Source organism: Paenibacillus spongiae, assembly GCF_024734895.1.
Taxonomy (GTDB): Bacteria; Bacillota; Bacilli; order Paenibacillales; family Paenibacillaceae; genus Paenibacillus_Z; species Paenibacillus_Z spongiae.
Window position 1 is genome coordinate 5929603 of sequence record NZ_CP091430.1, and the last position, 25581, is coordinate 5955183.

The 25581-nt window shown below is 52.4% G+C and carries 21 protein-coding genes; 5 read left to right on the plus strand and 16 right to left on the minus strand.

The window, feature by feature from the left end:
• Nucleotides 1-6: 6 nt before the first annotated feature.
• Entirely contained in the window at nt 7-1602 is a 1596-nt protein-coding gene (locus L1F29_RS26750; protein ID WP_258385079.1) for an extracellular solute-binding protein, read from the minus strand.
• 671 nt (nt 1603-2273) lie between these two features.
• Between L1F29_RS26750 and L1F29_RS26755 the strand changes: the two genes are divergently transcribed.
• Entirely contained in the window at nt 2274-3401 is a 1128-nt protein-coding gene (locus L1F29_RS26755; protein WP_258385080.1) for a GntR family transcriptional regulator, read from the plus strand.
• 55 nt (nt 3402-3456) lie between these two features.
• Here the strand turns inward: L1F29_RS26755 and L1F29_RS26760 are convergent, their stop codons facing one another.
• From L1F29_RS26760 to L1F29_RS26785, 6 genes are all read right to left on the minus strand, one after another.
• Nucleotides 3457-4965 carry an alpha-glucosidase/alpha-galactosidase gene (locus tag L1F29_RS26760; RefSeq protein ID WP_258385081.1) on the minus strand — a complete coding sequence of 503 codons (1509 nt, stop codon included), beginning with the start codon at nt 4963-4965 and terminating at the stop codon, nt 3457-3459.
• A 99-nt stretch (nt 4966-5064) separates the two neighbouring features.
• Entirely contained in the window at nt 5065-5988 is a 924-nt protein-coding gene (locus L1F29_RS26765) for a helix-turn-helix domain-containing protein (RefSeq protein WP_258385082.1), read from the minus strand.
• A 251-nt stretch (nt 5989-6239) separates the two neighbouring features.
• Nucleotides 6240-7418 (minus strand): NAD(P)/FAD-dependent oxidoreductase, encoded by a 1179-nt coding sequence (locus tag L1F29_RS26770; protein WP_258385083.1) that lies wholly within the window; start codon nt 7416-7418, stop codon nt 6240-6242.
• Nucleotides 7419-7445: 27 nt separating this feature from the next.
• Entirely contained in the window at nt 7446-7874 is a 429-nt protein-coding gene (locus L1F29_RS26775; protein ID WP_258385084.1) for a DUF1641 domain-containing protein, read from the minus strand.
• A gap of 344 nt (nt 7875-8218) precedes the next feature.
• On the minus strand, nt 8219-9088 hold the full coding sequence (locus L1F29_RS26780; protein WP_258385085.1) for a sugar phosphate isomerase/epimerase family protein: 870 nt from the start codon (nt 9086-9088) through the stop codon (nt 8219-8221).
• A 2-nt stretch (nt 9089-9090) separates the two neighbouring features.
• Nucleotides 9091-10077 carry a Gfo/Idh/MocA family protein gene (locus tag L1F29_RS26785; RefSeq protein ID WP_258385086.1) on the minus strand — a complete coding sequence of 329 codons (987 nt, stop codon included), beginning with the start codon at nt 10075-10077 and terminating at the stop codon, nt 9091-9093.
• 344 nt (nt 10078-10421) lie between these two features.
• Between L1F29_RS26785 and L1F29_RS26790 the strand changes: the two genes are divergently transcribed.
• Nucleotides 10422-10613 carry a hypothetical protein gene (locus L1F29_RS26790; protein ID WP_258385087.1) on the plus strand — a complete coding sequence of 64 codons (192 nt, stop codon included), beginning with the start codon at nt 10422-10424 and terminating at the stop codon, nt 10611-10613.
• Between the two features lie 230 nt (nt 10614-10843).
• On the opposite strand, the gene thrS is transcribed toward L1F29_RS26790, so the two are convergent.
• Nucleotides 10844-12757, minus strand: a complete 1914-nt coding sequence (gene thrS, locus L1F29_RS26795) for a threonine--tRNA ligase (protein WP_258385088.1) — start codon at nt 12755-12757, stop codon at nt 10844-10846.
• 447 nt (nt 12758-13204) lie between these two features.
• Between thrS and L1F29_RS26800 the strand changes: the two genes are divergently transcribed.
• Nucleotides 13205-14440, plus strand: a complete 1236-nt coding sequence (locus L1F29_RS26800) for an RNA polymerase sigma factor (RefSeq protein ID WP_258385089.1) — start codon at nt 13205-13207, stop codon at nt 14438-14440.
• Between the two features lie 79 nt (nt 14441-14519).
• On the opposite strand, the gene L1F29_RS26805 is transcribed toward L1F29_RS26800, so the two are convergent.
• On the minus strand, nt 14520-15083 hold the full coding sequence (locus tag L1F29_RS26805; protein WP_258385090.1) for a GNAT family N-acetyltransferase: 564 nt from the start codon (nt 15081-15083) through the stop codon (nt 14520-14522).
• Between the two features lie 170 nt (nt 15084-15253).
• Between L1F29_RS26805 and L1F29_RS26810 the strand changes: the two genes are divergently transcribed.
• Nucleotides 15254-15826: an NUDIX hydrolase gene (locus L1F29_RS26810; RefSeq protein ID WP_258385091.1), complete on the plus strand. Its 573-nt coding sequence runs from the start codon at nt 15254-15256 to the stop codon at nt 15824-15826.
• Here L1F29_RS26810 and L1F29_RS26815 read toward each other — a convergent pair.
• The 6 genes from L1F29_RS26815 to L1F29_RS26840 all read right to left on the minus strand — a co-directional run bounded on the left by L1F29_RS26815 (nt 15774) and on the right by L1F29_RS26840 (nt 21853).
• Nucleotides 15774-16163 (minus strand): hypothetical protein, encoded by a 390-nt coding sequence (locus tag L1F29_RS26815; RefSeq protein ID WP_258385092.1) that lies wholly within the window; start codon nt 16161-16163, stop codon nt 15774-15776. The two genes, L1F29_RS26810 and L1F29_RS26815, sit on opposite strands and share 53 nt — an antisense overlap.
• A gap of 1018 nt (nt 16164-17181) precedes the next feature.
• Complete coding sequence (locus tag L1F29_RS26820) at nt 17182-17928, minus strand: GntR family transcriptional regulator (RefSeq protein WP_258385093.1); 747 nt, start codon at nt 17926-17928, stop codon at nt 17182-17184.
• A complete protein-coding gene (locus L1F29_RS26825; RefSeq protein ID WP_258385094.1) occupies nt 17915-18928 on the minus strand; it encodes a sugar kinase in 1014 nt (337 codons plus the stop codon). The genes L1F29_RS26820 and L1F29_RS26825 overlap by 14 nt, the downstream gene beginning before the upstream one ends.
• Nucleotides 18921-19676 (minus strand): 2-dehydro-3-deoxy-phosphogluconate aldolase, encoded by a 756-nt coding sequence (dagF, locus tag L1F29_RS26830; protein ID WP_258385095.1) that lies wholly within the window; start codon nt 19674-19676, stop codon nt 18921-18923. The genes L1F29_RS26825 and dagF overlap by 8 nt, the downstream gene beginning before the upstream one ends.
• Nucleotides 19669-20781, minus strand: a complete 1113-nt coding sequence (locus L1F29_RS26835) for a DgaE family pyridoxal phosphate-dependent ammonia lyase (protein ID WP_258385096.1) — start codon at nt 20779-20781, stop codon at nt 19669-19671. The genes dagF and L1F29_RS26835 overlap by 8 nt, the downstream gene beginning before the upstream one ends.
• On the minus strand, nt 20759-21853 hold the full coding sequence (locus tag L1F29_RS26840) for an amidohydrolase/deacetylase family metallohydrolase (RefSeq protein ID WP_258385097.1): 1095 nt from the start codon (nt 21851-21853) through the stop codon (nt 20759-20761). The genes L1F29_RS26835 and L1F29_RS26840 overlap by 23 nt, the downstream gene beginning before the upstream one ends.
• A 214-nt stretch (nt 21854-22067) precedes the next feature.
• Here L1F29_RS26840 and L1F29_RS26845 point away from each other — a divergent pair, with 214 nt between their 5' ends.
• Nucleotides 22068-24395: an AraC family transcriptional regulator gene (locus L1F29_RS26845; RefSeq protein WP_258385098.1), complete on the plus strand. Its 2328-nt coding sequence runs from the start codon at nt 22068-22070 to the stop codon at nt 24393-24395.
• 66 nt (nt 24396-24461) lie between these two features.
• Here the strand turns inward: L1F29_RS26845 and L1F29_RS26850 are convergent, their stop codons facing one another.
• Nucleotides 24462-25478, minus strand: coding sequence for a glycoside hydrolase family 130 protein (locus L1F29_RS26850; protein ID WP_258385099.1), 1017 nt, complete (start codon nt 25476-25478; stop codon nt 24462-24464).
• Between the last annotated feature and the right edge of the window lie 103 nt (nt 25479-25581).

Here is a 25581-nt window from a genome sequence, read left to right on the forward strand (position 1 = left end):
GCAATGTTATTCGACGTAATTGGGTTCGGATTTATCGGATTGAAGCTCGTTGACTTCATCGATGATTTTTTGTCCGCCGGCATCCAGCCACTTTTGACGCGCTTGCTTATAGACTTCTTTAGTCAATTTGAAATCGGTCAAAATACTGCCGTCCACCTTCGCCATATAATCCTCCCAAATTTGCGGCCCGATCTCCGCATTGGTCGGCGATGTTACGGTCGGATCTTTGTAATCGTTATAAGGCGTGGCCGCATATTTCTCGAACATGCTCTTATAATATTCGAATTGATCCGCGATACCGATTCCGATGAACTCCAGTTCCTTGGCTTCCCAATCCAATTTCTCGCTCATCGGATCCAGAAACCTCAAAGGCTCGATCTGAGCAGCCTTATAATCCGCCTCGCGGTCGGCATCGGGAATCGGAACCTTTCTGCCTTCCGGGTCGATGGTGAACGTCTTTCCTTCAATACCGTATCTTCTAAACTCGGTTCCCTCGGTCAAGGACCAGTTCAGGAATTGGAAGATCTGATCAACCTTATCCTTTGCCTTGACATTAATATAGAAGCCTCTATCCTGCGGGAAGACCACCCTTGTTCCGCCCTTCTCGCCGTTAAGGCCGGTCAGCGGAGACATAATCTTGATCGATGCGTTCGGCTCGGACTTCCGCAGTTCCGTAATTTGATTCAAGCCTCCGCCCAGCATAACGGCCGCCCGGCCGGCTTTGAATTTGGTCTCGCCGAACGACGCGTCGGGATTGACGCCCGCTTCCTCGTCGAACAAGCCCCGCTTCTTCAAGTCCTGCAGCCAAAATTTAAAGTTCAGGTGCTCCTCCTGCATTTCCGGCGGAACGATCTTGCTTGGATCCTCCTTGGACGGCGCCCATCCGCTCGTCGTGCCGAACGAGGTTCCGATATCTTTCCCGGCCCAGAACGGAACGGTGTTGCCGTGGGTCAGCGGCACGATGCCAAGCCCGCTGTCCTTAATCTTCTGCAGCGCATCCTCGAACTCCCGGATGGTCGTCGGTTCCGCAATATTCAATTTCTCGAATATATCGGCGCGGTAGGTGATGAAGAACGGCACTACCGGATAGATCAAGTTGGGAATGAAATAGATGTCGCCTTTATCGTCGGCCATCTTGTCCCAGATACCGTCTGGAACCGCACTCTTCACAGCCGGATACTGATCCAGATAATCATTGATCTTGACGAAGGCGCCCTCGTCCTGAAGCTCCTTCCAGAAGGCGTCTACCGGACCCCAGCCCCAGATGACATCCGGCATGTCGCCGGAAGCGGCCGTTGTCTTGATCGTAGCATCGTAATCAACGACAGGAATGATCCGGATATTGATATTGACATTAGCCCGCTTGAACAATTCCTTCTCGTACGCGCCTCCCTTCGTATACGTCGAAGGTCCCCAGGTCGGTCTGACATAGCTGAAGCTGAACGGCCCCGATTGGCCTTTTCCATCGCCTGTGCCGCCTTCGTCTGTCCCTCCTTTGTTATTGCCGTTCGACGAACAACCGATTACCGCCGTAAGCAGCATGACCGCTACTAATGACAATAATCCACCTTTCCAAACCCGACTCTTCATCCCTTTGTACATGTTCATCCTCCTTAGAATAGTTTTCTATCCTTGCTAACCGAGAATGATGCCGTTTGGACTCTGTAACCCCCCTAACTTGAAATCGATCCATCTATGAATAGCTCCCTGGGAGCGATCCATCTCCGTTAAGAATCCGCTTTCATTATCGTTGAGGAACAAGAAAAATAGCTTGTACCACCCTTGATGGTGATGTTAGTTTCTTCCCTTAGGCTTTAGGATGAGAGAGTAGATTGTGAAACTATCCATTCGATAAGGTGAGTAACCGCGTTTCATTCATGGAGTAGAATTGCCGAAGAGGATGATGGTCATGAATAGATAGCCGACACAAACTGCGTCCGATATACGTATTCAGACAAAAATCATTACAATAATGTATGGTGATTAATATTATTGACACATAACGACATACCGATAATGACTTTAATGACTTATTGTAATGTACTTGATATGGATATTATCACCTGAAAATGCGGATGTACATGTTCTTAATGTTCTGAAAATAGTGATTAATCTGCTTATTCATCGAATTTAACTCTAAAACAGCTCCTTATCTTATTAATTGTTTAATTTACTCAACTATCCTCGGTATATTAGGATAATATTTACAATCGACATACCAATCGATAAGATGATATATATCAAGACAATACGAAGAGAGCAGGAGCTGGATGATGATAAAAGAAGATAAGCAGCCCTCGTTGTATGAACAAATAAAGACCTACATACTCTCGGAAATTGCACAACAGCATTGGAAGCCCCATGACAGAATCCCCTCTGAGCATGAGCTTACCCGGCAATTTTCGGTAAGCCGGATCACGGTCAAGAAAGCGATGAGCGATCTGGTCGAGAATGGCGTCATCTATCGTTTGCAAGGCAAAGGCTCCTATGTATCGCCCGTGGATAAGAGCATGATCGCCGATGCACTCCCCGCCCCTTCCCCCGCTAAACGTCCTATCGCGCTGCTTCTTCCCTTTATTAATAATCAGTTCAACGCTTTATTGTTAAACGGTGTCGAAAGTGTCCTCTCGGAAGCCGGCTATCCGCTTCTGTTCTGCAATACCGGTAATTCGCAGGAGAAGGAAGAACGGGTCATCCGGAATATGGTTGATCGGGATGTAGCGGGGATGATCATCTATCCGGTCGAAGGGGAATCGTACAACCGGGAAATTCTGCATCTGACGCTGGATTCGTTCCCGCTTGTTGTCATGGACCGTTATTTGCGCGGCATCGATACGAATTTCGTATGCTCGGACAATGTGAAAGGCGCTCAGGAAGCGGTCGATTACCTCATCTCGCTCGGCCACCGCAACATCGGCTTTGTATCGACGACGGTCACAGGGACGAGCAGTATCGAGGACCGCTTGCTTGGTTATGAGAAATCGCTTGCCGAGCATCAGATTCCGATCGATCACCGGTATCGACTCGTCCATCTGGATATCGAGGTGCCCAAGACGGAAGAAATACGTTCCTTCTTAACGAGAAATCCCGGATTAACGGCGATATTCGCCATTAATCCGGGATTCGGGCTTGAAATATTAAAGGTCGCCGAGGAGATGAACATTCGAGTTCCTCAAGACCTGTCGCTGATCTTCTTTGATGATTTCGAGCTGTCTGAGTTCCATTATGTGAGGCCTACTTGCGTGAGCCAGGAAGAATTAAAGCTCGGCCAAGAAGCGGCAAGGCTGCTCCTCTCCATCATGATGGATCCGAAGCAGGAGAAGCGCAAGCTGTTTCTGCCTCCGGCATTAATTGTCCGGGACTCCACCGCCCCGCCGCCGCCGCAGAAACAATCCCGATGAGGGCTCATGACGACATGGCTCGAGCCATGCCGAACCCCCTGCAATGGGCCCATGCTTATTGCGCGGCTGCCGGCCGTTCTTTCGCTTTGTCTGCTTCGCCAGCGTTCCTGTTGGCCGCTTCGCGGTCCTGCTTCATGTCTTCAACCGACTTGATGGACAGCCTTGCCGCGCCCACATATCCTTCCCGAGTGGGGAGCAGCTCGCCGGATTCGAGGCGCTTCTTCGCCGCTTCAATCGCCATGCCGTACTGCGGCAGCCAAGGCGCTTGCGCGACGAGCAGTTCGTCGACCATCTGCCAGATCTCTTTCGGATTGCAGACCGCCCCGACGAGCGGATCCATCATCATCGATTGACGCAGAAGGGTGTCATCGCCGTGAACCGCCGCTTCCACAGCCAGGCGCTGCACCGATATGCTTACATTGCATACAGCCGCACAGCCAAGCGGCAGGTCGCCGACTTGAGGCATGTTGATGCCGTTGCGGTCGACATAGCCCGGCGCTTCAATAATCGCATCATCCGGCAGATTCGTGATGCAGCCGTTATTGACGACATTGAAGTGGCCCCGGTAAACGCGGCCCGTCTCTAAGCCCTCGATGATATAGGAGCCATGCTCCTCGCTTCGGTTCTCCGCCTTATATTCCATCGGCTTATCCTTCAGCCAGTTGGGGAAGTCGGTCTCGAACCAGCTGCGGCCTTCCGTCGAAACGCGCAAATAACCGCCCGTCTCGCCGTTGATCCATGAACCCATGTCGATCCAATCCTTAATCTCGTCCGGACGCTTCCGGTACCACGGCACATATTCGCTCAGATGGCCATTCGATTCGGTTGAATAGTATCCGAACCTGCGGAGCATGTCGATACGCACCTTCTCTGTCCTGCTGAAGTCCGGATGGCGCTCGAATGCCTCCAGAATTTGGCCGGTCATATCCTCGCCCTTGTGCTTCACCTGCACATACCAAGTCTGATGGTTAATGCCCGCGCAGACGATGTCAACCTCTTTCTTCTCCAGTCCGAGCGCGTTTGCGATCTGCCAATGTCCGCCTTGTACGCCATGGCACAGGCCAACCGTCCGCACGCCGCCGTATTTATTGCAGGCCCAGGTCATCATAGCCATCGGATTCGCATAATTGAGCAGCAGCACGTTCGGATCGGCCATCTCGCGAATGTCCTTGCAGATGTTCAGCAGCTCGGCAATCCCCCGCTGGCCGTACATGATTCCGCCCGCGCACAGCGTATCGCCCACACATTGGTCGACGCCGTACTTCAGCGGAATATCGACATCATGCTTGAACGCTTCCAGCCCTCCGATCCGTACGGTGCAGAATACGTAGCGGGCATCCCGGAGCGCCTCCCTGCGGTTGACGGTCGGCTGGATTTCGATGTTCAGCCCATTCTCGTTAATATCGCGCTGACAGAGCTGCGTCACCATATCCAGGTTGTGCTGGTTAATATCCGTGAATGCGACTTGAATGTTATGAAACTCGGGCACGGACAGCAGATCCCGCAGCAGCCCTCTCGTAAAACCGATGCTTCCCGCACCGATGAACGTCACTTTAAACGACATAACAAAGAACGCCTCCTTCGCAAGACCGGCTTTAAGCCGGTTCGTTAACCCCATTGTAACAGGCCCGCTAAGAAGGCGTTTTCAACATTGCAACGCTTTTCATTTCAACATGTCAACAATTACAACTTCTTGATTCGGCTCCCGCTGCTTAAGCGTCTCCACCGATCTTCTGTACGCCGCAGGTGTATCGCCGGTCATCTTCTTGAATAACAGGCTGAAATATTGCCTGGAATTCAGGCCGACATAATCGGCGATTTCCGCAATTGGAATATCCGTCTGCGCGAGCAGCATCTTCGCCTTGCCGATCCGCACGTTCGCCAAGTAATCGGCCATCGTGACGTTCATGCCTGTCCGGAATATCCGCTGCAGATAGACAGGATGCAAATTAACGGCAGCGGAGATGTCCTTCGCCTGAATATCGCAGTCATAGTGCTGATGGATGTATTCAACCGCCTTGCGCACATAACGGTCGGTCTGCCTGCTCGCATGATCGATCCGCTTGTCCTCGGCAAGCCGGGCAATGCGGATGAGCAGCTGGGAGATGAGCAGATGAACCATGCTGCCATTATCGACGCCGACACCCGCATCAAGCTCCATGACGAGACTCTTGAGCGTATGGTACACATCGCTCGGATCGGACATGACGATGTAGTCCGTCTGACGCCCAAGCAAAGCTCGAAGCGCCGGACTATTGGCCGCCGTCTGGGCAAGCGAAGGATGGATCCCGTCACAAGCTGTGAAGGTAAACTCCACATTCAGCATACGGCATGGGCTGTCCTTCTCCACGACCAGCCGGTGGATCACCCCCGAATCCAGCAATATAAACTCGCCCTTCCCCATCGGGATCGACTGCCGCTGCGTCTCGACGCGGCAGGTTCCGGCGATCACATACATGATTTCGATCGACCCATGAGCATGGAAGCCCATATGGAAATCGACCCACTGCTTATAATAATAAGCATCAATCTTCGGCCGGAAGTCGCCTCTCGTCCACTTGGGGTCAAATAGACTATACAGCTCCACATAGCTCCCCCCTCATCCAGGCGATATAGCCGACATAACAATTCCGCTCATGCCTGTTCTTTCATATGCTTCTATCCTCACTATCGCGCGGGCAGGGCGACTTTGTCAAGCTGGAAGGGTTTAGGCGGCTTATCTGCGATCTTTCTGCTGCCAGTCAGAAAGCCCGAAAAGAACACAAAAAAGACGCTGCTCACAGAATCAGTGTGAACAGCGTCTTCTTGCATGTACGGCTTATAGGTTGCGAATGCTAATTAATAAGCCAGCGAGAACAATCCGTTGATGTGCGACAGATAACGGGCATTACTTGCTTTCTTCATCAGGGAAGCAGGCGTGCCTTTCATCTCGATGCCGCTTTCGCCGATGGCGCCGATTCCGTCTTTACGTCCCAAGCTAGCAAGCGTACCCGAGAAGACCGGTGCGAATTTGTCCATCGTCGTACCGTTGAAGTAAGCTGCAATGTTGCCGCCGACGAGCTCGCCCATTTGCCATGCCAATTGTGCAGTTGGCGGGTATGGACGGCCTTCCGGACCGAATACGACAGCGCAGTCGCCGGCAAGGAATACTTCAGGATGCGATACGGATTGCAGGAACTCGTTCACCGTTGCACGGCCGCGGTTTACTTCGATGCCGCTGTTTGCCACGATGGAGCTGCCTTGAACGCCGCCAGTCCAAACGCAAGTGTTGGTTTCGATCGTTCTGCCGTCCTTCAGGCTGACGGTCGTTTTGCTCATTTCCGTAATTGGCAATCCTGTCAAGAATTCAACGCCGCGCTTCTCCAGGCTTTCCTGTGCACGAGCAATCAGGTCAGGGGAGAACATTGGCAGAATGCTTGGCATTGCTTCAACCAGGTACAGGGAAACGTCTGCGAAATCTACGCCGTTCTTCTTGCAGATGCCTGGAAGCTCGTCAGCAAGCTCACCCACAAGCTCAACGCCTGTAAGACCGCCGCCGCCGATAACGAACGTTGCGTCCGCTTTGTTCTTCGTTTTGCTGTATTCTGCAATGCGGGCTTCCACGTGTGCGAACAGACGGTTAGCGTCCGCTACGGATTTCAGCGTGAAGCTGTTCTCTTGAAGCCCTGGAATGCCGAAGTAGTTCGTTTCGCTGCCAAGTGCCAGAACGAGAGAATCATAGCTGAATGTCGAACCGCCTTCAACCGATACCTTGCGGCCTTCCAAGTCGATCGATTGAACGGAGCCGACTTGAACGTTAATGTCTTTCCCTTTGAACAGCTTCTGCAGTGGCAACGCAACAGCTTTCTCAGCTACGTTGCCTGCAGCGAGGCGGTGAAGCTCGGTAATAATTTGGTGGGAATCCACGCGGTTGATGACCGTAATGCTAGCTTCTTCTGGTGTAAAATGTGCACGTGCCGAAAGGGCGCTCAACAAACCGCCGTAGCCGCCACCCAAGATCAAAATTTGTTTACTCACGTTTATCCTCCGTTCTTCGTTTTAGAATTATTTCTTTCTTTCGCCTAGAATATCGAGGTAAGCTTGGCCGAAACGAAGCATCTTCTGCAGCTCGGGATCCTTCAGAAGCTTCAGCATGCCGAAGAGGCCGATCGTAGCATCGCTTTGATCCGCACGGTCATTCGCTTCGATCGCAGCGGATGCGTAGCCTTTCACTTTCTCTTCAAGAGGCTTGTACACTTCTTGAATACCGCCTACCATGTCTTGAATCAGTACACGGTCTGTCGCTACTTTCTGTGCCAAGTCGTAGGTCTTCGTAAGAAGAGCCATCATCTCGGACAGCTTAGGCAGCTGATCCACCAATACTGTCAAAGCTTCTTGTACTTCCGGCTTCAACAGCTGATCCAGTACATCCGACTTCGCGCTCCCTTGTACGGAAGCTTCCAGTTCTACATTCTGAACGGTTGTTTCTGACATTTGCACTTTGCTCCTTTGTTCATAATAATTAGTTGATAATTGGCATTAAGGTGTTTCTTATTCCGCATCCGCATAATCTAGTGAAATTAATCACATAGATATCATGAAGATTGCGAAATGAAATTTCGACATAAAGCTTGTTTACTGCTCCATCTATTATAAACCCAAACGACAGTCATTTGGCAATCAAAAAATGAAGGAAAATCAAATAAATTAGCGCGATTTGGATCTATTGTCCCGCGTACGCTTCTGTTTCATTCCTCAACGCAAAAATTAGCTGTTTTAGCCGAATTTTTGCGTTGAGGCTTCAGATGTATGGACCCGTAATCAAACTTCTGGAACGCTTACCTGAAATATTTCGCCAGATGCTCGGTCGCTTTCAAGATTCCTTGTCTCTCCGCTTCCAAAGAACCCCAGAAACGGTGATCCTCCAGCTCGATTCCGATCGCTCCTTTGTATCCGAGACGATCCAGGCGGACGGCTACTTTGCCCCATTCCACTTCGCCGTGTCCGGGAATCGTATACCGCCAGGAGCCTTCGGAGAATCCGTACTTCGCGCCGAACGTCGCTGAAAGAACGCCGCTCTCGTACAGCTCTTCGTGGAGAATTTCCGTATCCTTGCCGTGGCAGTGGTTGACCCGCTCGCCGAACTCGTCCAGCGCCCGCAAGTAATCAATGCCCAGACGGACCAAGTGGGACGGATCGTAGTTCAGGCCGAAATGGTTGGACGGAATCGCTTCGAACATCGCTCTCCACATCTCCGGCGTACAGCCCAGCGTAGCATAATGCGGCGCAGGCCCCGGCCAGCCTTCAATGGCGATGTACAGGCCGGTTTGCTCGGCATGGCGGACGATCTCCGGGAACGACTCCTTCCATATGGCGAAGCCTTCATGGCGCGGAAGCGTATGATCCTCCGGTACCAGACACATGAACAATACGCGTCCGCCCAATTGGGAAACCTCGGTCATCTGCTTCTTCAGCCCTTGAATGGCATCGCTGCGGCGCCCCTCGTCCCGGCTTAACAGCTGCGCCGTGTAATCCACATCGGTCGAACCGATGCCGATGCCCGCTGCTTCGCATGCCGCCTTCACTTCAGGCGTCAGTCGCGGCACATCCAGAACGTCCAAGCCGTTATCCGCAGCCCATTTCGCCACGTTGCCGATCCCTTCCGCCCCCATCTTAGGCGGTATGCGCATTCCTATTTTGAAATTCATGGTTATTGTACACCTTCTTTTCCGGCTTCGATCGGTACATAGCCCGCCGCCTGGTAGACCATCTCGGAGAACTTGACCACCTTGTAGGCGAACTCGCCGGATACGAGCACCTCATGGCGACCGAGAATCGCATCGATGAAGCTCTTGTCCTGGTTGGTCGTCGACTTCGGAAGCTCCGGCACGACCGGTTCTTGACGGAGACGGCGCAGCGTGATCTTTCCGTTATCATAGAATATCGCGCCATCCTCACCGCAGAACACGTAAGTTTCATGCCAGCAAGGCGCATAACCGACAAGATTCAATCCTGCAACGGCACCCTCTGCGAATCGGATCGAGGTGAAGGTGTCGATCTCAACTGGCGATCCGTGCATATGTAGCTGCGGTTTCACTTCAACCGGGGTAAGTCCCGTCGTCCACAGCAGCACGTCGATGATATGGCTGCCGGAATCCATCAGGAAGCCGCCTCCGGAGAGCGCCGGGTCCTGACGCCACGAGCCAGGCGTTCCCTGCTTCCACTCTTGGTACAGCGAAGCCGTAATGGAGGTCAGCTTGCCGATTTCTCCTCTGGCGATTGCATCCTGGATGTATAGAAACTCAGGTTGAAAGTGCCGCTGATACGATACTTGCAAAATCTTCCCAGCCCGCTTGGCTGTCTGGATTAACAGCTCCGCTTCGGCCGACGAGCATGTCATCGGCTTCTCGATCAAGACATGGCAGCCTTTCTCCAGAACATCGGTCGCCTGCTGGAAATGGAGGGTATGGGGGGAACAAATAACGACCGCATCCAGCTCCACTTGGTCCAGCATCTCCTTATAATCGGAGAATTGCTTGACGTTCTTCAATTCAAATTTCTCGACGAACGAACTTCTGGTCGCAGCACTCGTATCGGCTACCGCCGCGATCTCGACCTCGGGCAGTTCAAGCAGCTGCCTTGCATGCCACTGCGAGATTCCTCCCGTACCAATCATACCAATGCGAATCTTGCTCATACCTCCAACCTCCTGCATGAAATCATAATTAGGTTGCTTCCTTCTTGACCTTCAAGTAGGATCATAAGACCTGACAATATAACGGACTTAGGAATGACAACACGGTTATTGTAAGCGCGCCCACCCAATAAGTAAAGTATAGAATTATGACAACCTGTTAAAGTGAGAACGTCTCGTCCAAGAAGGAGACAGGATAGGCGAAAATAGAAGATATTGTTATTTCCTAATTGACGGTATGAGGTCCATGGCGTGAAAATTGAGCTGAAAGATAAATCGGAAGGGCGCTTGATTGACGTGGATTGGCAAGGTCTATTTGGAGCAAATACGATGATACCAAGGAGGTTATGATGAAAAAATATACCGTTCCCTACTTCGGCTGTTCCGTCTTTATAACGGTAATTCTGTTCTTTCTGCTTTCCTGGCTGCTTGAGCCGGAAGGCGATTCCGGCCTATTGATCGTTATGACGATATTAATTTCCCTGCAGATTTCTTTTGTTACGGGATTAATCCTGGCGAAGGGCAGAAGCAGACGGTAGCAGACAGACGCGCTTCCTCCGCCGCATGTTCCTGACACCTCGCTGCACGGCAGCAGTACTGTGAGGGACGGCTATTCTATTCAGCCCGCCTCAATATAACAACGCTGTTTAGGGCTGTTATTATTTTGAACGAGTGCGTGCATTTCTTCCGAACAAGCGCATGCTTCATTATTAACGAAAGAACCGGGTGCCAGCAGCACCCGGTTCTTTCGTTAATTAGCGTGCATTCCTTATTGTTTGCCGCGAATTTCTTCGATCACTTGCTGAATGAACGCTTCCAGTCCCTTGGTGCCGATATCGCCTTCGCCCCGCTTGCGGACCGCGACCGATTGCTCCGTCCGCTCGTTCTCGCCGAGCACCAGCATGTAAGGAACCTTCTCCAGCTGCGCTTCACGAATTTTGTAGCCGAGCTTTTCGTTGCGCTCATCCAATTCGACCCGGATCCCCGCCCGGACAAGCGCCTTCTTGACCTCGTATGCGTAGTCAAGAAAATTATCCGACACCGGCAGCAGCTTCACCTGGACCGGAGCAAGCCAGAGCGGGAATTGGCCGCTGTAATGCTCGGTCAGAATGCCGATAAAGCGGTCGATCGAGCCGTAGATCGCCCGGTGGATGACGACCGGACGATGCTTCTGGTTGTCTTCTCCGATATAGGAGAGCTCGAATTTCTCCGGCATCTGGAAGTCAAGCTGGATCGTTGCGCACTGCCAGCTCCGCTTCAGCGCGTCGAGAATGTGGAAGTCGATCTTCGGACCGTAGAACGCGCCATCCCCTTCATTGATCCGGTATTCGATATTCCGGCTGTCGAGCACGTTCTGGAGCGCGCCCTCCGCTTGGTCCCACAGCTCCTCCGAACCCATCCGGTCCTCGGGACGGGTCGACAGCTCGATTGTATATTCGAAGCCGAATACCTTATAGATCCGGTCAATCAGTAGGATGACGCGGCCGATCTCGTCATCGATTTGGTCCGGACGCACGAAGATGTGGGCATCGTCCTGGCAGAAGGTGCGCACACGCATCATCCCGTTCAGCGCGCCCGACAGCTCGTGACGGTGCACCTGGCCGAATTCGGATAACCGGATCGGCAGCTCGCGGTACGAATGCAGCTTGTTCTTGAATATCAGCATATGGCCCGGGCAATTCATCGGTTTCAGCGCGAATTTGGTTTCATCCACCTCGGTGAAGTACATATTCTCCCGGTATTGATCCCAGTGCCCGGACTGCTCCCACATCCGCTGGTTCATCATAAATGGGGTACGGACCTCATCATAATCCTGTTTCGCCTGCTGCTCGCGGGAGAAGTTCTCCAGCTCCGTGCGGATCGCCATTCCCTTCGGCAGATAGAACGGCATGCCCGGCGCTTCCTCCGAGAACATGAACAATTCGAGCTCTTTGCCCAGCTTGCGGTGATCGCGCTTCTTGGCTTCCTCGAGAAGATGCAGATGCTCATCAAGCTGGGATTTCTTCGGGAACGATGTGCCGTAGATACGCTGCAGCACCTTATTATCCGAAATTCCGCGCCAGTAGGCGCCTGCTACGGACAGCAGCTTGAACGCCTTGATCCGGCCTGTGGACGGCAGATGCGGGCCGCGGCAGAGATCGAAGAACTCGCCTTGGTCATAGATCGTAATAACCGACTGCTCGGGCAAGTCGCGAATCAATTCCAGCTTCAGCGGGTCCTCCAGCTCTTCGAAGATCCGGATCGCTTCTTCCCGGCTAACGACACGGCGGGTGATCGGCAGGTTCTCCTGCGCGATCCGCTCCATCTCCTTCTCGATCTCGCTGAGATCGTCCGTGGACAACGGCTTCTCAATATCGATATCATAGTAGAAGCCGTCTTCGATAACGGGACCGATGCCAAGCTTAACGGCTTTAGCGCCGTAAATCCGCTTAATCGCTTGCGCCATAAGATGAGCCGTACTGTGTCGATAGACTTCCAAGCCTTCCTTGCTGCCTTCCGTGATGATTTCCACATCGCTGTCCTCGTCAATCGACCGGTTCAGATCAACCAATTGACCGTTAACTTTGCCGGCCACCGCCGACTTCTTCAACCCGGAGCTGATCGATCCAGCAAGCTGCTCCATCGTTGTACCATGCTCAACCTCTCGGACTGCGCCATCTGGTAGTGTTAGTTTCATAGCCATGATCGTCATTCCTCTCGTGATTAAAGTTTATATAGCAACAAAAAAAACGCATCTCATCCCAAGGGACGAGTGCGCTTAGCTCGTGGTTCCACCCTAATTCAATCCGCTCTCGTTCTGACGCGAACGGATTCTCATTTTGATTCACATCCGTAACGAGGACGAGACGGCATCCCTTACTTCGCGGCCGGCCGCGGTTCAAAGATACGGCTACAAAGGGGTAATTCCGTAGCGGTTGCTGAAGGAGCTTGCAGCCTAGGCCCCTCTCTCTGTACAGCGTCGTTAAGAAATCATGTCTTTGATCATCGCCTGCTGGTATATGGCTCAACATTATATAGACTGCGCAGCATTTGGTCAAGTCAGATTATAAAAAATAGGCAGCGCTCGCAATGTGGCTTTTTTCACCCCTGAGGTGTCTAATAAAAGGCAAGGCAAGAGGAGGTACCATCCATGTCAGGAGCTCATGACGCATCACCCCCTGTTAATCCGGATAACCAGGGCGAGTACAAAGCATTCGAACCCATTGTCAGGCAATACTACGGACGCATCCGCAACTATTTCATGATGAAGGTGGATTCCGCCAGCGCAGAGGATTTAACCCAGCAGGTATTCTTGAAGGCCATGGAGAACCTCCATACCTTCCGCCGCGATTCAAGCGTCTTTACCTGGCTGTACACCATCGCGCACAACACGCTAAAAAACGAATATCGCAGACGGTCCCGTTCACAAGAGTCATTATACGACGGGATCGATTGGAGCTCGCGGTTCGTCTCCTTGGACTTCGAGCAGAACTTGGAAATTCGGATCGACATAAGCGCGGCGCTCAAGAAGCTGAGCATGCTCGATCAGCAAATTATTACGCTGCGTTTCTTCGTGGATTGCACATTATCCGAAATCGCGGAAATCGTCGGCATGCGCGAGAGCGCTGTGAAGAACAGGTTATACCGCTCTCTGGATAAGCTAAGAAGCGAGATGCAGAATTGGAGAGGATTGAAGATCATGTCCATTCAACAAATGGTATCTATCGTGAATATGAATGATTCCGATGCTGTGAAGAATGACAGTCAAGCCAATGTGTATGAGGATTTATTCAACGAGCTGAATAACAGCGTCAATCGCCTAATAGCCAAATTGAATCATAAGCCGACGAAGAAAGTGGTTATTGAGCTGTATCCCGATCTCCCTACGTTCCACGCGGCCGTCGGCGAGGCGGATGCGCCCGATTGGTTCATGGGAATCTATGAAGATAACTCGATCAAGATCGTTTCTCCCTTGAATCCGGGTCCCGAGCATACGTATCAATCGATACTGAAGTCAACCACGCACTTATTCGCAATGTGGCTCGTCACCGATATTAATCCCCAAGCGCCAAGGTGGCTTCGGCAAGGGCTGGGGGGATATGAAGCCGGTCAGATGTCGCAAGCCTATATCAAAGACAGCATTCGAGAAGCGGTGCACAAGGGTACAATCCCAACGCTGGAGGAGCTGGAGGATGACTCCTGGGAGCTGCAAACAACGGGAGGATTTCAATTCTCTTATAAAATGGTAGAATTCATCGTAAAGGAATACGGTGTCGATGCGCTTAACAAGATCATTCGAAATCCCGGTGATTTTCAAGGAATCTTCCACTGCTCGGAAGCCGAGCTGCGGGAGCGGTGGATTGCCGATTTGAAGAAGCAGGTATAGGATCGAAGATCGTGAACCAATAGCCGCTGGCTGTGCCTAGGCTATTGGTTTTTTTTGTTGGCTATTCAACAGCCTCTATTCAATTCAAAATCCGGGACTGCGGCTTCCAGTATTCACGGGTCATGCTGTAAATATTATGGTGCTCCCAGTTCCCGTTGATTTTCAGATAATACTCGGCGAATCCTTCATATCGGAAGCCGACCTTCTCGAGCACCCGAATGGAAGCGGCATTATGAGGCATTACGGCTGATTGAACCCGATGTAATCCGGCATCGTTGAAGCAATAGTGGACTGCTGAAGCAACGGCCTCCGTCATGAATCCTTGTCCATTCAATGGCTCATCCAGCAAATAACCGATCGTGCAGCTCTCCCACGCCCCGCGAGAAATATTGCTTATGTTAACCCGGCCGATCAACCTGCCGTTATTAAGATAGATCCCGAATCCGTATCCAACGTCATGCTCCCAATCGTACTGCACCTTCTCAAGCGATTCTTTCTGCCATTCCAATGTATAGTAAGATTCTTGACGGAGAGGTTCAAGCGGCTGCAGAAACGATTTATTCCGAATGAGCAGTTCTAGCAATTGATCTGCGTCATCCATCTGAAGCCTGCGAATATAGATTCGTTTTGCATATATTTTCAAAGCATATGCCTCCGTTCGTGTGAATGAAAGGGTTTCGATAAGAAGTTGCGAATATTTTATAATACTTCACTAACGATGCACCCGAGCTATTTCTCAGTCCCCCATCTATTAAGTTCGTTTTTCTGAGGCGCTTGTGAAGATACTATACTTTCGTAATTTCTGGAGGAACGATGATAACGTACAATATTTGTTTTATAAAGCAAGGCCTTAACGTCCTGCTGCTCAACAGAGAGTCTCCGAGCTGGATGGGATGTTGGAATGGCGTTGGCGGAAAAGTAGAACAGGGCGAGTCGCCCCGACGATCCATGGTTCGTGAAATCATGGAGGAAACACGGCTGGCAGAGTCCGAGTATCAGCTGACCTATAGAGGGCTTGTTTCTTGGCTGGTGGATCATGAGCGTTTCGGAGGGATGTATCTCTATTCGGCCGAGCTTTCGGGTCATATCGACTATAGCACACCGATCAAGACCGAAGAAGGCATTCTGGACTGGAAATCGATAGAATGGATTATGAATCCTAAGAATCAGGGCATTGCTTCGAGCATCCCATTGATTATGAATCACTTGAATGAAGAGCTGACCTACCATCATCATTGTACATACATCGAAGGAAAGTTAGTCGATACTTTGTCAGAGCCCATTGCTGCAAAGACAGAAAACATCGAACAGATGAATGAATATTGGCAGCTATTCAGGGAAAATCAAGCAGGCGATAGACAGCTTGCCCCCTCAGTTGTGCCATAGCGATAAGAAGATAGTTGATCGGACCGATTTGGTCAAGCTTGCAGTTTGGGTACATGTCCAGCGTACCGGATGCTTCGACGGTTCTAGCATGTCCGGCGTACCGGATGCTTCGACGGCCGTAGCATGTCCGGCGTACCGGATGCTTCGACGGCCGTAGCATGTCCGGCGTACCGGATGCTTCGACGGCCGTAGCATGTCCGGCGTACCGGATGCTTCGACGGCCGTAGCATGTCCGGCGTACCGGATACTTCGACGGCCGTAGCATCTCCGGCGTACCAGATGCTTCGACGGGGCCGTAGCATGTCCAGCGTACCAGATGCTTCGACGGTTCTAGCATGTCCGGCGTACCGGATGCTTCGACGGCCGTAAATGGTGAACGCTAACTTACTAGACCGCAATGTGAACCAGCGCGCCGAACAACGATCATTCTAAAAAGCCCCCCTGATCATCTTGGACACCTTATGGAGTAGTCGCAGCCGAAGCAGCGCAAGCAGGCGGCGACAACATCAGAGCTTTGCTAAGCGATATATAATGGCCGCATTGTTGTATTTTCTGCAATAGTTCACCCTCTAGAAACGTGATACCGACCGCATTGTTGTATTTTTTGCAATTGTTCACCTGCTAGAAGCATGAAATCATCCGAATTGTTGTATTTTCTGCAATTGTTCACCCTCTAGAAGCGTGAAATCATCCGAATTATTGTATTTTCTGCAATTGTTCACCCGCTAGAAGCGTGAAATCATCCGCATTGTTGTATTTTCTGCAATAGTTCACCCGCTAGAAGCGTGATATCACCCGAATTGTTGTATTTTCTGCAATTGTTCACCCTCTAGAAGCGTGAAATCATCCGAATTGTTGTATTTTCTGCAATTGTTCTCCCTCTAGAAGCGTGAAATCATCCGAATTGTTGTATTTTCTGCAATAGTTCACCCTCTAGAAGCGTGAAATCATCCGAATTGTTGTATTTTTTACAGCAATCAGATCCATCTCATGCCTTCTGGCCGGAAATTGTTGCACTTTATACAACATCTCGGACGGGCCCCCGAATATTGGACACTCTGCGGAGAAACTCTGAGCAGTCGCATTATAATGCGATTATTTTTATCGCCTTTACTTCGTTTTTCTTCGGTTTCTCAGCAAACTCGACCGGTGAGTGCCGTACAAACTCATGTGGGTTCTACGGTTCTAATGTAGATTCTACGGTTATTGTAGAAGTTTATGAATCGGTCTAATGCCGTGAACCGGCCGACCGGCCGTTAGAACCTGCCGGTGGCAGTCCAGCATTTATAATGCGAACAAGCCCGTGAAATCCAGGATTCACGGGCTTGTTTGATTGCAGCTTAACCTTAAGACCATCAAGCATCATAATCGACCAAATACGGCTGCAGCGCCGTGTTGTAATAGCCGATGCTGCATTCGATCACATTCCCGTCGCCGTCGAAGGAATACCGCAGCCTTTTCAATACGGAAGTTCCTTCCTCGATCCCCAGCAATCGGGCGCTGCCTGGCGCTGCCGTTTCGACCAGGAAGCTGTCGCGGAAATTTTCCAGCGCAATTTGCTTCTCTTCCAGCCAGTCGTATAGCGATGCAAACAACTGCCCCGACGCGGCCAGCTCGTCCGGAAAGCTGATGGCCGGCGTGATGTAGTGGATGAAATGAATATACGGCTGATCATTCAACAAATATAACCGCTCCATACGGTGACACGAAGCGCCGAACAGCTCATGCAGTTCCGTTCCGCTCTCCAATGAAACATGGCCCGATGCGATCAGCCGCTTCTCCATCCGGTGCCCCGCCTCTACCAGAAGCTCCGTAAACCGCTTGCCCTTGGATAGCTTGGATAACGAGGTGTTGCGCAGCACAATCGTCCCGACTCCGCTCTTCTTCTCGACGTAGCCTTCCTCCGCAAGCTCGCGGATCGCGTTTCGGACCGTCATTTTGCTCACTTGAAACTCCTGCTCCAGCTGCGGCTCAGCAGGAATATTGCTGCCCAGCGGGTATACGCCATGCATAATCCGGTCCTTGATGATCTTCTTGATTTGCAGATATAATGGCCCTTTCTTCCGCGTAATGGACACGGCTTTCACGCTACCTTTCCACATCGCCTATATGATCCGTCATCGCCGTAAGCACGTCATCGTCGGACGCCATTGGCGTATCGCCAGGCACGGTATGCGCCAGTATCGCCGCAGCCGATGCAAACTCCACCGTCTGCTGATACGGGATCGCCTGCAGCACGCCATGTATAATGCCGCTGGCAAAGGCATCGCCCGCTCCAACACGGTCATATACCGAGAAGGTCCGCTCTCTGGCGAAGTAAAAATCATCGTTCCCATATACGTATCCCGTGAGCGTATGCGTATTGTCCCCGTTGATTTGCCGATGGGTGCCGGCTATGGTCCGGATTTGATACTGCTTCGCCACCTGCGGTATCACATCCTTTAACTGATCCGCCCTCCCCTGCGCGGATGTCTTCAGTCCAAGAATATGAAGCGCATCCCGCTCATTCATGAGGACGATGTCCGCCAGCTCCAGCATCTCCTTGTAGTGCGGCCGGGCTTTCTCATAGCCATCATCGCCCCACAAGGAAGGCCGGTAATTGCAATCGAAGACAATCTGGCCCCCGCAGCGCTTGACTTCCCGAGCAAGCCGCTTCATCGCATCCCGCACATTGTCGTTCATGGCAAGCGTAATACCGCAAAAATGCATAAGGTCAACCTGCTGCGCCGCCTTGTTGAACAGACTACCGTCGTATGCTGCCGTATTGAAGCTGCTGCCCAGACGATCCGTATACGTCACCCTGCCCGGACGAGCGCCGAAGCCATGCTCCAAGAAATACATGCCGACATATTTGCCGCCCCGATTCACCAGCGAGGTCGCAATGCCAAGCTTGCGCAAATGGGCAAGCGCGGCTTCGCCGAGCGGGTTGTCCGGCAGCGTCGTAACCAGATAGCTCTCATGTCCATAGCGGGCCAATGCCGATACGACATTGACCCCGCTTCCCGAAAAGGAGTATTTCAACTGATTGTCCTGCGACAGCGTTCCGTATCCGGGGACTTCCAGACGCATCATCACTTCGCCGAATGCGGCTGTTTTACTCATATTGATCCACTAGCGCATTCAGTGTGCGGTGCAGCAGCTCCACATCCTTAATCCTCGTCGCGCCTGTTGCCTGATCAATGATAGAGGTATATACATGCGGGATAATCTGCGGCACGCCCGCTTGCAATGCAATTTCTACAATCGGCTTGAAATTGTCCAAATCTATGCCGCCCGTCGGCTCCAAGGCAAAGCCTTCTTCACCGCATGCCTTGGCTACCGCCCTGTATTCCTCCTCCAGCTTCAAGCCTTGCATAGGGAAATATTTCAGCGCATTGCCGCCCATATCGCGTACGAGCGCAATAGCCGCCTTGACCGGGACGATCGCCTTGTCCGCAATGCCTGCGCTGATCACGCCTGTCGATATATTCACGTATCCGACCTGACCGCTCGGCGACACAAGAGCGTTGATCCAGCTGTCCTTGGCGCCCAGATTGGCGCGCGTCATACCGACGGCCGGGAAAATCTGATTGATATGGTTGCCTGCATAGCTCTTGGCAATTTCCGATACTACTACCGCCTGGCGGTTGTCGCCCGCCCCTAAACCGATGGACACCGCATCGTCGATTGCGGCGCCGTACGCCTTCATGGCCTCGACCGCTTCGGCTGCATTCGGATAATTTTTGGACAATACCCCTACCAACACCTGGCCTTCCGCCGCCTCGTAGATCTGCTTGGCGTTATCGATCGAGTTCGTCAGTACATTTAAGGCCGCCTTCTTCTTATACATGCGTTCATAGATGCTAGACATGGTTTGCCCCTCCTACGATCTCTTGGATTCTGCCCGCGATGACCTGCAGGTCATCTCCTTGCAGCGAGCGCGGATCAATATCGAAATACCCTTGACGAACGCCGTAATCGCGCGTATAGACGGCAATATCACCTTCGCGAAGCTGATCGTTCACCGCTTGCGCCCCGATGCCCGCCGCAGCCGCGTCAATGTGGATTCTTCCCCGATAAATGGCACGGCCCGCTTCGTCCTGCACGATGCTGACCTTTACTCCCGTCAGGGCGGACAAGGCAAGCAATGGCTCTAGCGCGGCCTTCTCCTGCTGGCTCTTATCTGCTTTGCTCATATATTCGTCCAGCGCCTGCAGCAGTCCGAATATCGTCTCCTTGCCGACCTTCATGCTGCGCCCGATGCCGTGCAGCTGAACGTTCAGCCAGTCGATATATTTGCGTTTGCCGCCGACAATGCCTGAGGTAGGGCCTTCAATCGCTTTGGACCCGCTGTATATCGCCAGATCCGAGCACTTCACATACTTGCGGATATCTTCCTCCGCCGCAGCATCTATGATTAGCGGCACTCCGCGGCGCTGGGCGACTTCCCAGGCTTCCTCGGCGCTAATCATGTTTTTCTGCACGCAATGGTGGGACTTGACGTATAGAATAGCGGCGGTTCGATCGGAGATCGCTTCCTCGATATGCTCTTTGCGCCCCTCGTTGGCATAGCCAACTTCGACGATGGAGCCTCCTCCGAGGTAAACCATTGTTTCGACGGGCGCGCCATATTGCACATTATGCCCCTTGAGCATAATGATCTCGTTCTTGAGCACGTGCTCCTGGTGCAGCCGCAAGCTGACACGGGGATTGCCCTCCGTCACGACGGCAGCAACGGAAAGCGCGATCCCGCTGGACGCAGAGTTGACGACGACCGCTCCTTCCGCACCCAGAATGTCCGCGACGTATTCGCCGGAACGCCGTACAAGCTCCGCCATCTCCACATACTGCTGTCCGCCTTGCTTCATCGCTTCCATGACACTGTCCGTTGGCGCGGATACGCCCAGAATGCTCATCCGTCCGCTTGCATTGACGACCCGTTTGAGCCCGTATTTAGCATGCAATGAATGATCCATTAACAACCACTCCCTTTGCTTCAATATAGCGATCGGCGGTGCGCTCCTCACCCTCCGAATCTGTTAGCTTCTTCACTCCGTTCTCTACCGCGAACAGTGTCAGATTGGCAGGCTCTCCTGCACGAATCCGCCCCAGCTCCGGCCGGCCAAGCCAGGCTGCCGCATTGGACGTCGCCATCGCGATCACTTCCTCAAGCGGGTACCCCAGGAGCAAAAATTTCGTCAGCGTGTCGGACATGCCGTATACCGGACCGTTCAGCCGGTTGCCCCGGTAAATATCCGTGCTGATCGTATGCGGCTTGATTCCCGCTTGCCTGGCCAGCTCCGCCGCCTGAAACGAGAAGCTGGCCGTCCCGTGCCCGACATCCAGATGAACGCCTCTGTCAATCGCATCGAGCAGTGCCTGCAGCGGCTTCCCATCCGCCCCGAATACATTATTGGCCTTGCCGTTGAGAAAATGCGTAACGATGTCCTTCTTCTGCAGCAAGTGCAGCACCTCATCGATTGCAGGCGGACCGGATCCGATATGCACCATCAGCGGCAGGCCGTATGTGTCTGCGAACCTGCGAGCCAGCCGCAGCGGCTCCAGACCCTGCTCCTTGACAACGCTGCGGCTGATCCGCGCCTTCAAGCCGACGATAAAATCCGCGTATTGCCTGACGGCCTCTCCGATCTTGGCTTCCTCAATCCATTCCAGGCTTGACAGCTCATCAGTCCGGAGCAGCCCGATCCGCGAAATATTCAGAAAAGCCAGCACGCGCGTCTGCGCACGGCCTGCATTGACGAAGAGCCGGCCAATCCGGTCGGCCCCGCAGCTTCCCGCATCCACAATAGTGGTAACCCCTTGCCTGATGCCGATTTCATCGATCTCGTCTCCATAGGGTTCCAGCTCCGGATCCGCATGAACATGCAGATCGATCCAGCCGCTTGAAGCATATAGACCCGTACCGTCCACATATTGGCTGCCCTTCCCCTGCCCGGCGGGAGCGATTCGTTCCGTGATGCCGTCTCTGATGACAATGTCTGCCGGCTGGCCGCCAAGCAGCTTCACATTGCGCAATACCAGTTCCATCGTTGCTTCACCCTTCCTAACCTAGCAATTGGCTGATGATCCCAATAATTGCTTTCCAAAATTAGCTTAACACATTATAGTAATAAAATGAATATAACGTTATAATGTTTAATAGAGTATCTCGATGCTTTTCAAAATAGATTCATCGTCGCATACGGTTCTTCCGATGCCTACATTAACATTACGATACTACTCAACATAAAGGGGGATTCTCGTGCCTGCAGCATTCAGCAGGGCGACAGCGCTTGCAGCGAAAGCCCGAACGCACTGGAGCCATTTCAAATCAAGACTGCTTCTGAAATACGCCCTATCTTACATTGTCATATTTTTGGTTCCGCTTACAGGCGTTACAATCTTTGTCTATGAGAATGCCGTATCCAATTTACGGTCCGAAATCGAACAGTCCAATGTCAATCAGCTGAATCAGGTCAAAATGACGATCGACGGCCTGATGTCCGATCTGTATGATATAGCCAGCAAAATTTCCTACGACGAGCATTTGACGCCCTATATGGTCAATCATCCTTACCACAGCAGAGAAGCCATCTCGTCGCTTGCGAATTATACCGCCTATAGCGGCATCGTCGAAGACCTGTTCCTGTTCTATCACGGCAGCGACAATATTTTTTCCTATCAGGGAATGACAGACGCCGGCTATCTATTCAACCGCGTGTACCGCTACCAAAATTGGGATAGCAACGAGCTGCTGAAAGCGCTTAATGAAGCCAAACAGCCGTTCATTCGCCCTGCGGAGGAGGTAACGGTCTATTCGCGTCAGGAAAGGCTGCTTACGCTGCTGATCCCCATCAAGCCGAACGATCCGTACCCCTACGGAGCGGTCATGTATATGCTGAGGGAATCCGAGCTTACGGGCGTCATGGATTCGATCCTGAACCGGTTTGCCGGCAGCAGCTTTATGATCTCTCCCGCTGGCGAGATATTGACCCAAAGCACGAACGGCAAGAGCCTGTCCGGCGAATCGCTGATGTCCCTGTCCGGACTGGAGCCAGGCATACATAGCATTGAGCTGGATGGCGAACAGAATTCGGTTGTTGTCGTCAAATCCAGCGAGAACGGCTGGGGCTACGTGACGACTATGCCGACTTATCAATTCTTTGAACGTGTCGCCCACATTCAAACGCTGATTATGCTGGTGTTCGCCATCACCGTCGTGACCGGCATCGTCGCAGCGATGATTCTGGCTAAGCGGCAATACCACCCGATCAAGAGCTTGGTGGAATTCGCAAGTCTGCAATCCGGCGGCGAAGCGGTCAAAATCCGCAACGAGTGGGAATGGATCAGCCAGACCATCCATGATTACAATGCGAGAGTCAATTGGCAGGAGCCGTTTGTCCGCAATCAGTGTCTGATGCTGCTGCTCAAGCACGGGAAGCCGGATGATCCGGAAATCGAGCGCATGGTCAGGGAGAGCGGCCTGGAGCGTACAGATTCCGAAGCTGCTTACTTCTCCGCAGTCCTCGCCTGGGAGGATGCTCCCGGGGACGATGCGCAGCACCCGGATCAACTGCTGCTGCAGGAGCTGCTGAGCCAGGTCGAATTTCCTGCCTTGAATGCCCGCGTCTACGGCGTGGAGTTCTCGGTGCGAGACCGGTTTGCGCTTATGATCTCCTTGCCGGCAGAACCGCCGGAAGCGCTGCACCGATTGGTCCTGCAAGTCATAGACGCGATTAAAGTCATGGTGATGGATCATTCGCACGCATTCCCTCACATCGGTGTCGGAACGCTGTACAATAACATAGCCAGTGTCAACCAATCCTTCGTCGAAGCGTCTACCGCGCTTGAAAACCGGGTATCCGGCAGCAAAGAGCGCATTACGTTCTTTGAGCAGCTGCATACGCTGAAGACGGCGAACGAGGAAACCTTCTGGTTATCCCGTAAGTCCGTGCTCAAGCTGGAACAGAGCCTCAAGCAGGGCAATGAGACGGTTGCGCTGCCGATGATTGCCGGCATGATCGAGGAAATCAAGCAGGAGCAGCTGACGGTTCCCGTCCTGAGGCTGATCTGCTACGATTTGCTCAATACGCTGCTGCGCACGGCTGCGGATCTGAGAATGAATCAGGAATTCGGCAGCATTAACAGCTTCACTTCCTTCGAGACGCTGGAAGAGTTCGAGCTGAAGATGGTTTCGCTCGCTTCGCGAATATGCCAACAGGTGCAGCGCAATACCGAAACCGGCCAGCCTTCCCTCATTGACGATATCGTCATGTACGTCGAGCAGAATTTTGCCGATTACACGCTTAGCCTGGAGCACATTGCGCTGAAGTTCTCGGTCTCCACCTCTTATCTGAGCCGTAGCTTCAAAGAGAAGACTCAAGTGAACTTCTCGCAATACATTTGGCAGCTGCGCGTTAATAAAGCGATGCGGCTGCTCGTTACAACCAACGATCCGCTGCAGATCATCATTGAAAGCGTCGGCTATCTCGACGCGCCTAACTTTATCCGCAAATTCAAGAAGGAAACCGGCCTGACGCCCGGCCAATACCGCAAGCAGAGCAGCGGCGGCAGCTTCGCGGAAGCTTAGATTATAGGACGGCCGGAAGGGCAAGCGGACAGATGTACTCCTTCCGGTTGCCCCTCTTAAGCCGCTTTATTTCGGCTCGTTAAGAATATAGTCTACCAGTTCGTCCAGCGGCACGGTCGCCAGCGCGATGGCTGTATCGGTAACACCGTAGTAAATGTACAGCAGGCCGTCCTTCACGACATTGCCGGTCGGGAAGATGACGTTCGGGATCTGGTAACCGAATTTTTCGTAATACGTTTCCGGCTCCATAATGAAATTATGCGTTCGGGCAATGACCTTCTCCGGATTTTCCAAATCCAGCAGCATGGCGCCTACCCGGTATACAACCTGATCGTCCACGCCGTGATACAGCACCAGCCACCCCTTATCCGTCTTCACCGGCGGCGTCGACCCGCCGATCTTGCGGGATTCCCAAGCAGGGTTCTCCCCTTTAATCAGCAGCTTCGGCTCCTCCCAATGAATCAGATCCTCGGAATACGTGATCCACATGGCCGCTTTCTCCGTACCGTAAGCCTCGCCGACATATTCCTCAGGACGGCGCAGCAGGGCAAATTTGCCGTTAATCTTCTCGGGGAATAAGATGTTATCCCGGTCATTAATGTCCAGCGGCGTCGTATCGGCGACAAACTCCCAATCAATCAGATTATCGGATTTCACAATGGAAGAGCGGGTCAGCCAGTGCCCCTCCTGCTCGCCCCATCCGTCCGGATACTTCGGTATCGACCGCTCGGGCACGCCCGCTCCAGTCGGGTAATAGCTCATGGCGCAAGGGCGCAGCGCATAGTTCATGTAGAACGTGCCGTCGATTTTGACCAGACGCGGGTCCTGTACGCTGCCGTACGGGAAGCCCAGCATGTCCGGCGTCAAAATCGGCTCGTCCTTGACATGCGTAAAGTGAACGCCGTCCTCGCTTTCCAGCAGCCCCAGAAAGTTTTTGCAGGGCGTCAGCGACTCCGCTGTCCGTTCAACCATATAGAACTTGTCATTGTCGATAATGACAGCCGGATTGAACACCGTCACTTTGCGCCAATCATAGCCTCCCGGCACGACAATGGGATTGTCGGGATGTCTCGTAATTTTCATCGTTATTCCTCCAGATGCATGTGAATTTCATAAGGGCGATGCCGCGGGGCGCCCTTCTAAGTACCTCCAGCCGCTCTATGAGCGATCCTTATCCCAGAGGGGG

What these genes read in the sequence shown, in the direction of transcription:
- L1F29_RS26750 (WP_258385079.1), bottom strand. Translation starts at nt 1,602, where the DNA reads ATGTACAAAGGGATGAAGAGTCGGGTTTGGAAAGGTGGATTATTGTCA.
- L1F29_RS26755 (WP_258385080.1), top strand. Translation starts at nt 2,274, where the DNA reads ATGATAAAAGAAGATAAGCAGCCCTCGTTGTATGAACAAATAAAGACC.
- L1F29_RS26760 (WP_258385081.1), bottom strand. Translation starts at nt 4,965, where the DNA reads ATGTCGTTTAAAGTGACGTTCATCGGTGCGGGAAGCATCGGTTTTACG.
- L1F29_RS26775 (WP_258385084.1), bottom strand. Translation starts at nt 7,874, where the DNA reads ATGTCAGAAACAACCGTTCAGAATGTAGAACTGGAAGCTTCCGTACAA.
- L1F29_RS26780 (WP_258385085.1), bottom strand. Translation starts at nt 9,088, where the DNA reads ATGAATTTCAAAATAGGAATGCGCATACCGCCTAAGATGGGGGCGGAA.
- L1F29_RS26785 (WP_258385086.1), bottom strand. Translation starts at nt 10,077, where the DNA reads ATGAGCAAGATTCGCATTGGTATGATTGGTACGGGAGGAATCTCGCAG.
- L1F29_RS26790 (WP_258385087.1), top strand. Translation starts at nt 10,422, where the DNA reads ATGATGAAAAAATATACCGTTCCCTACTTCGGCTGTTCCGTCTTTATA.
- thrS (WP_258385088.1), bottom strand. Translation starts at nt 12,757, where the DNA reads ATGGCTATGAAACTAACACTACCAGATGGCGCAGTCCGAGAGGTTGAG.
- L1F29_RS26800 (WP_258385089.1), top strand. Translation starts at nt 13,205, where the DNA reads ATGTCAGGAGCTCATGACGCATCACCCCCTGTTAATCCGGATAACCAG.
- L1F29_RS26810 (WP_258385091.1), top strand. Translation starts at nt 15,254, where the DNA reads ATGATAACGTACAATATTTGTTTTATAAAGCAAGGCCTTAACGTCCTG.
- L1F29_RS26815 (WP_258385092.1), bottom strand. Translation starts at nt 16,163, where the DNA reads ATGCTAGAACCGTCGAAGCATCTGGTACGCTGGACATGCTACGGCCCC.
- L1F29_RS26820 (WP_258385093.1), bottom strand. Translation starts at nt 17,928, where the DNA reads ATGTGGAAAGGTAGCGTGAAAGCCGTGTCCATTACGCGGAAGAAAGGG.
- L1F29_RS26825 (WP_258385094.1), bottom strand. Translation starts at nt 18,928, where the DNA reads ATGAGTAAAACAGCCGCATTCGGCGAAGTGATGATGCGTCTGGAAGTC.
- dagF (WP_258385095.1), bottom strand. Translation starts at nt 19,676, where the DNA reads ATGTCTAGCATCTATGAACGCATGTATAAGAAGAAGGCGGCCTTAAAT.
- L1F29_RS26835 (WP_258385096.1), bottom strand. Translation starts at nt 20,781, where the DNA reads ATGGATCATTCATTGCATGCTAAATACGGGCTCAAACGGGTCGTCAAT.
- L1F29_RS26840 (WP_258385097.1), bottom strand. Translation starts at nt 21,853, where the DNA reads ATGGAACTGGTATTGCGCAATGTGAAGCTGCTTGGCGGCCAGCCGGCA.
- L1F29_RS26850 (WP_258385099.1), bottom strand. Translation starts at nt 25,478, where the DNA reads ATGAAAATTACGAGACATCCCGACAATCCCATTGTCGTGCCGGGAGGC.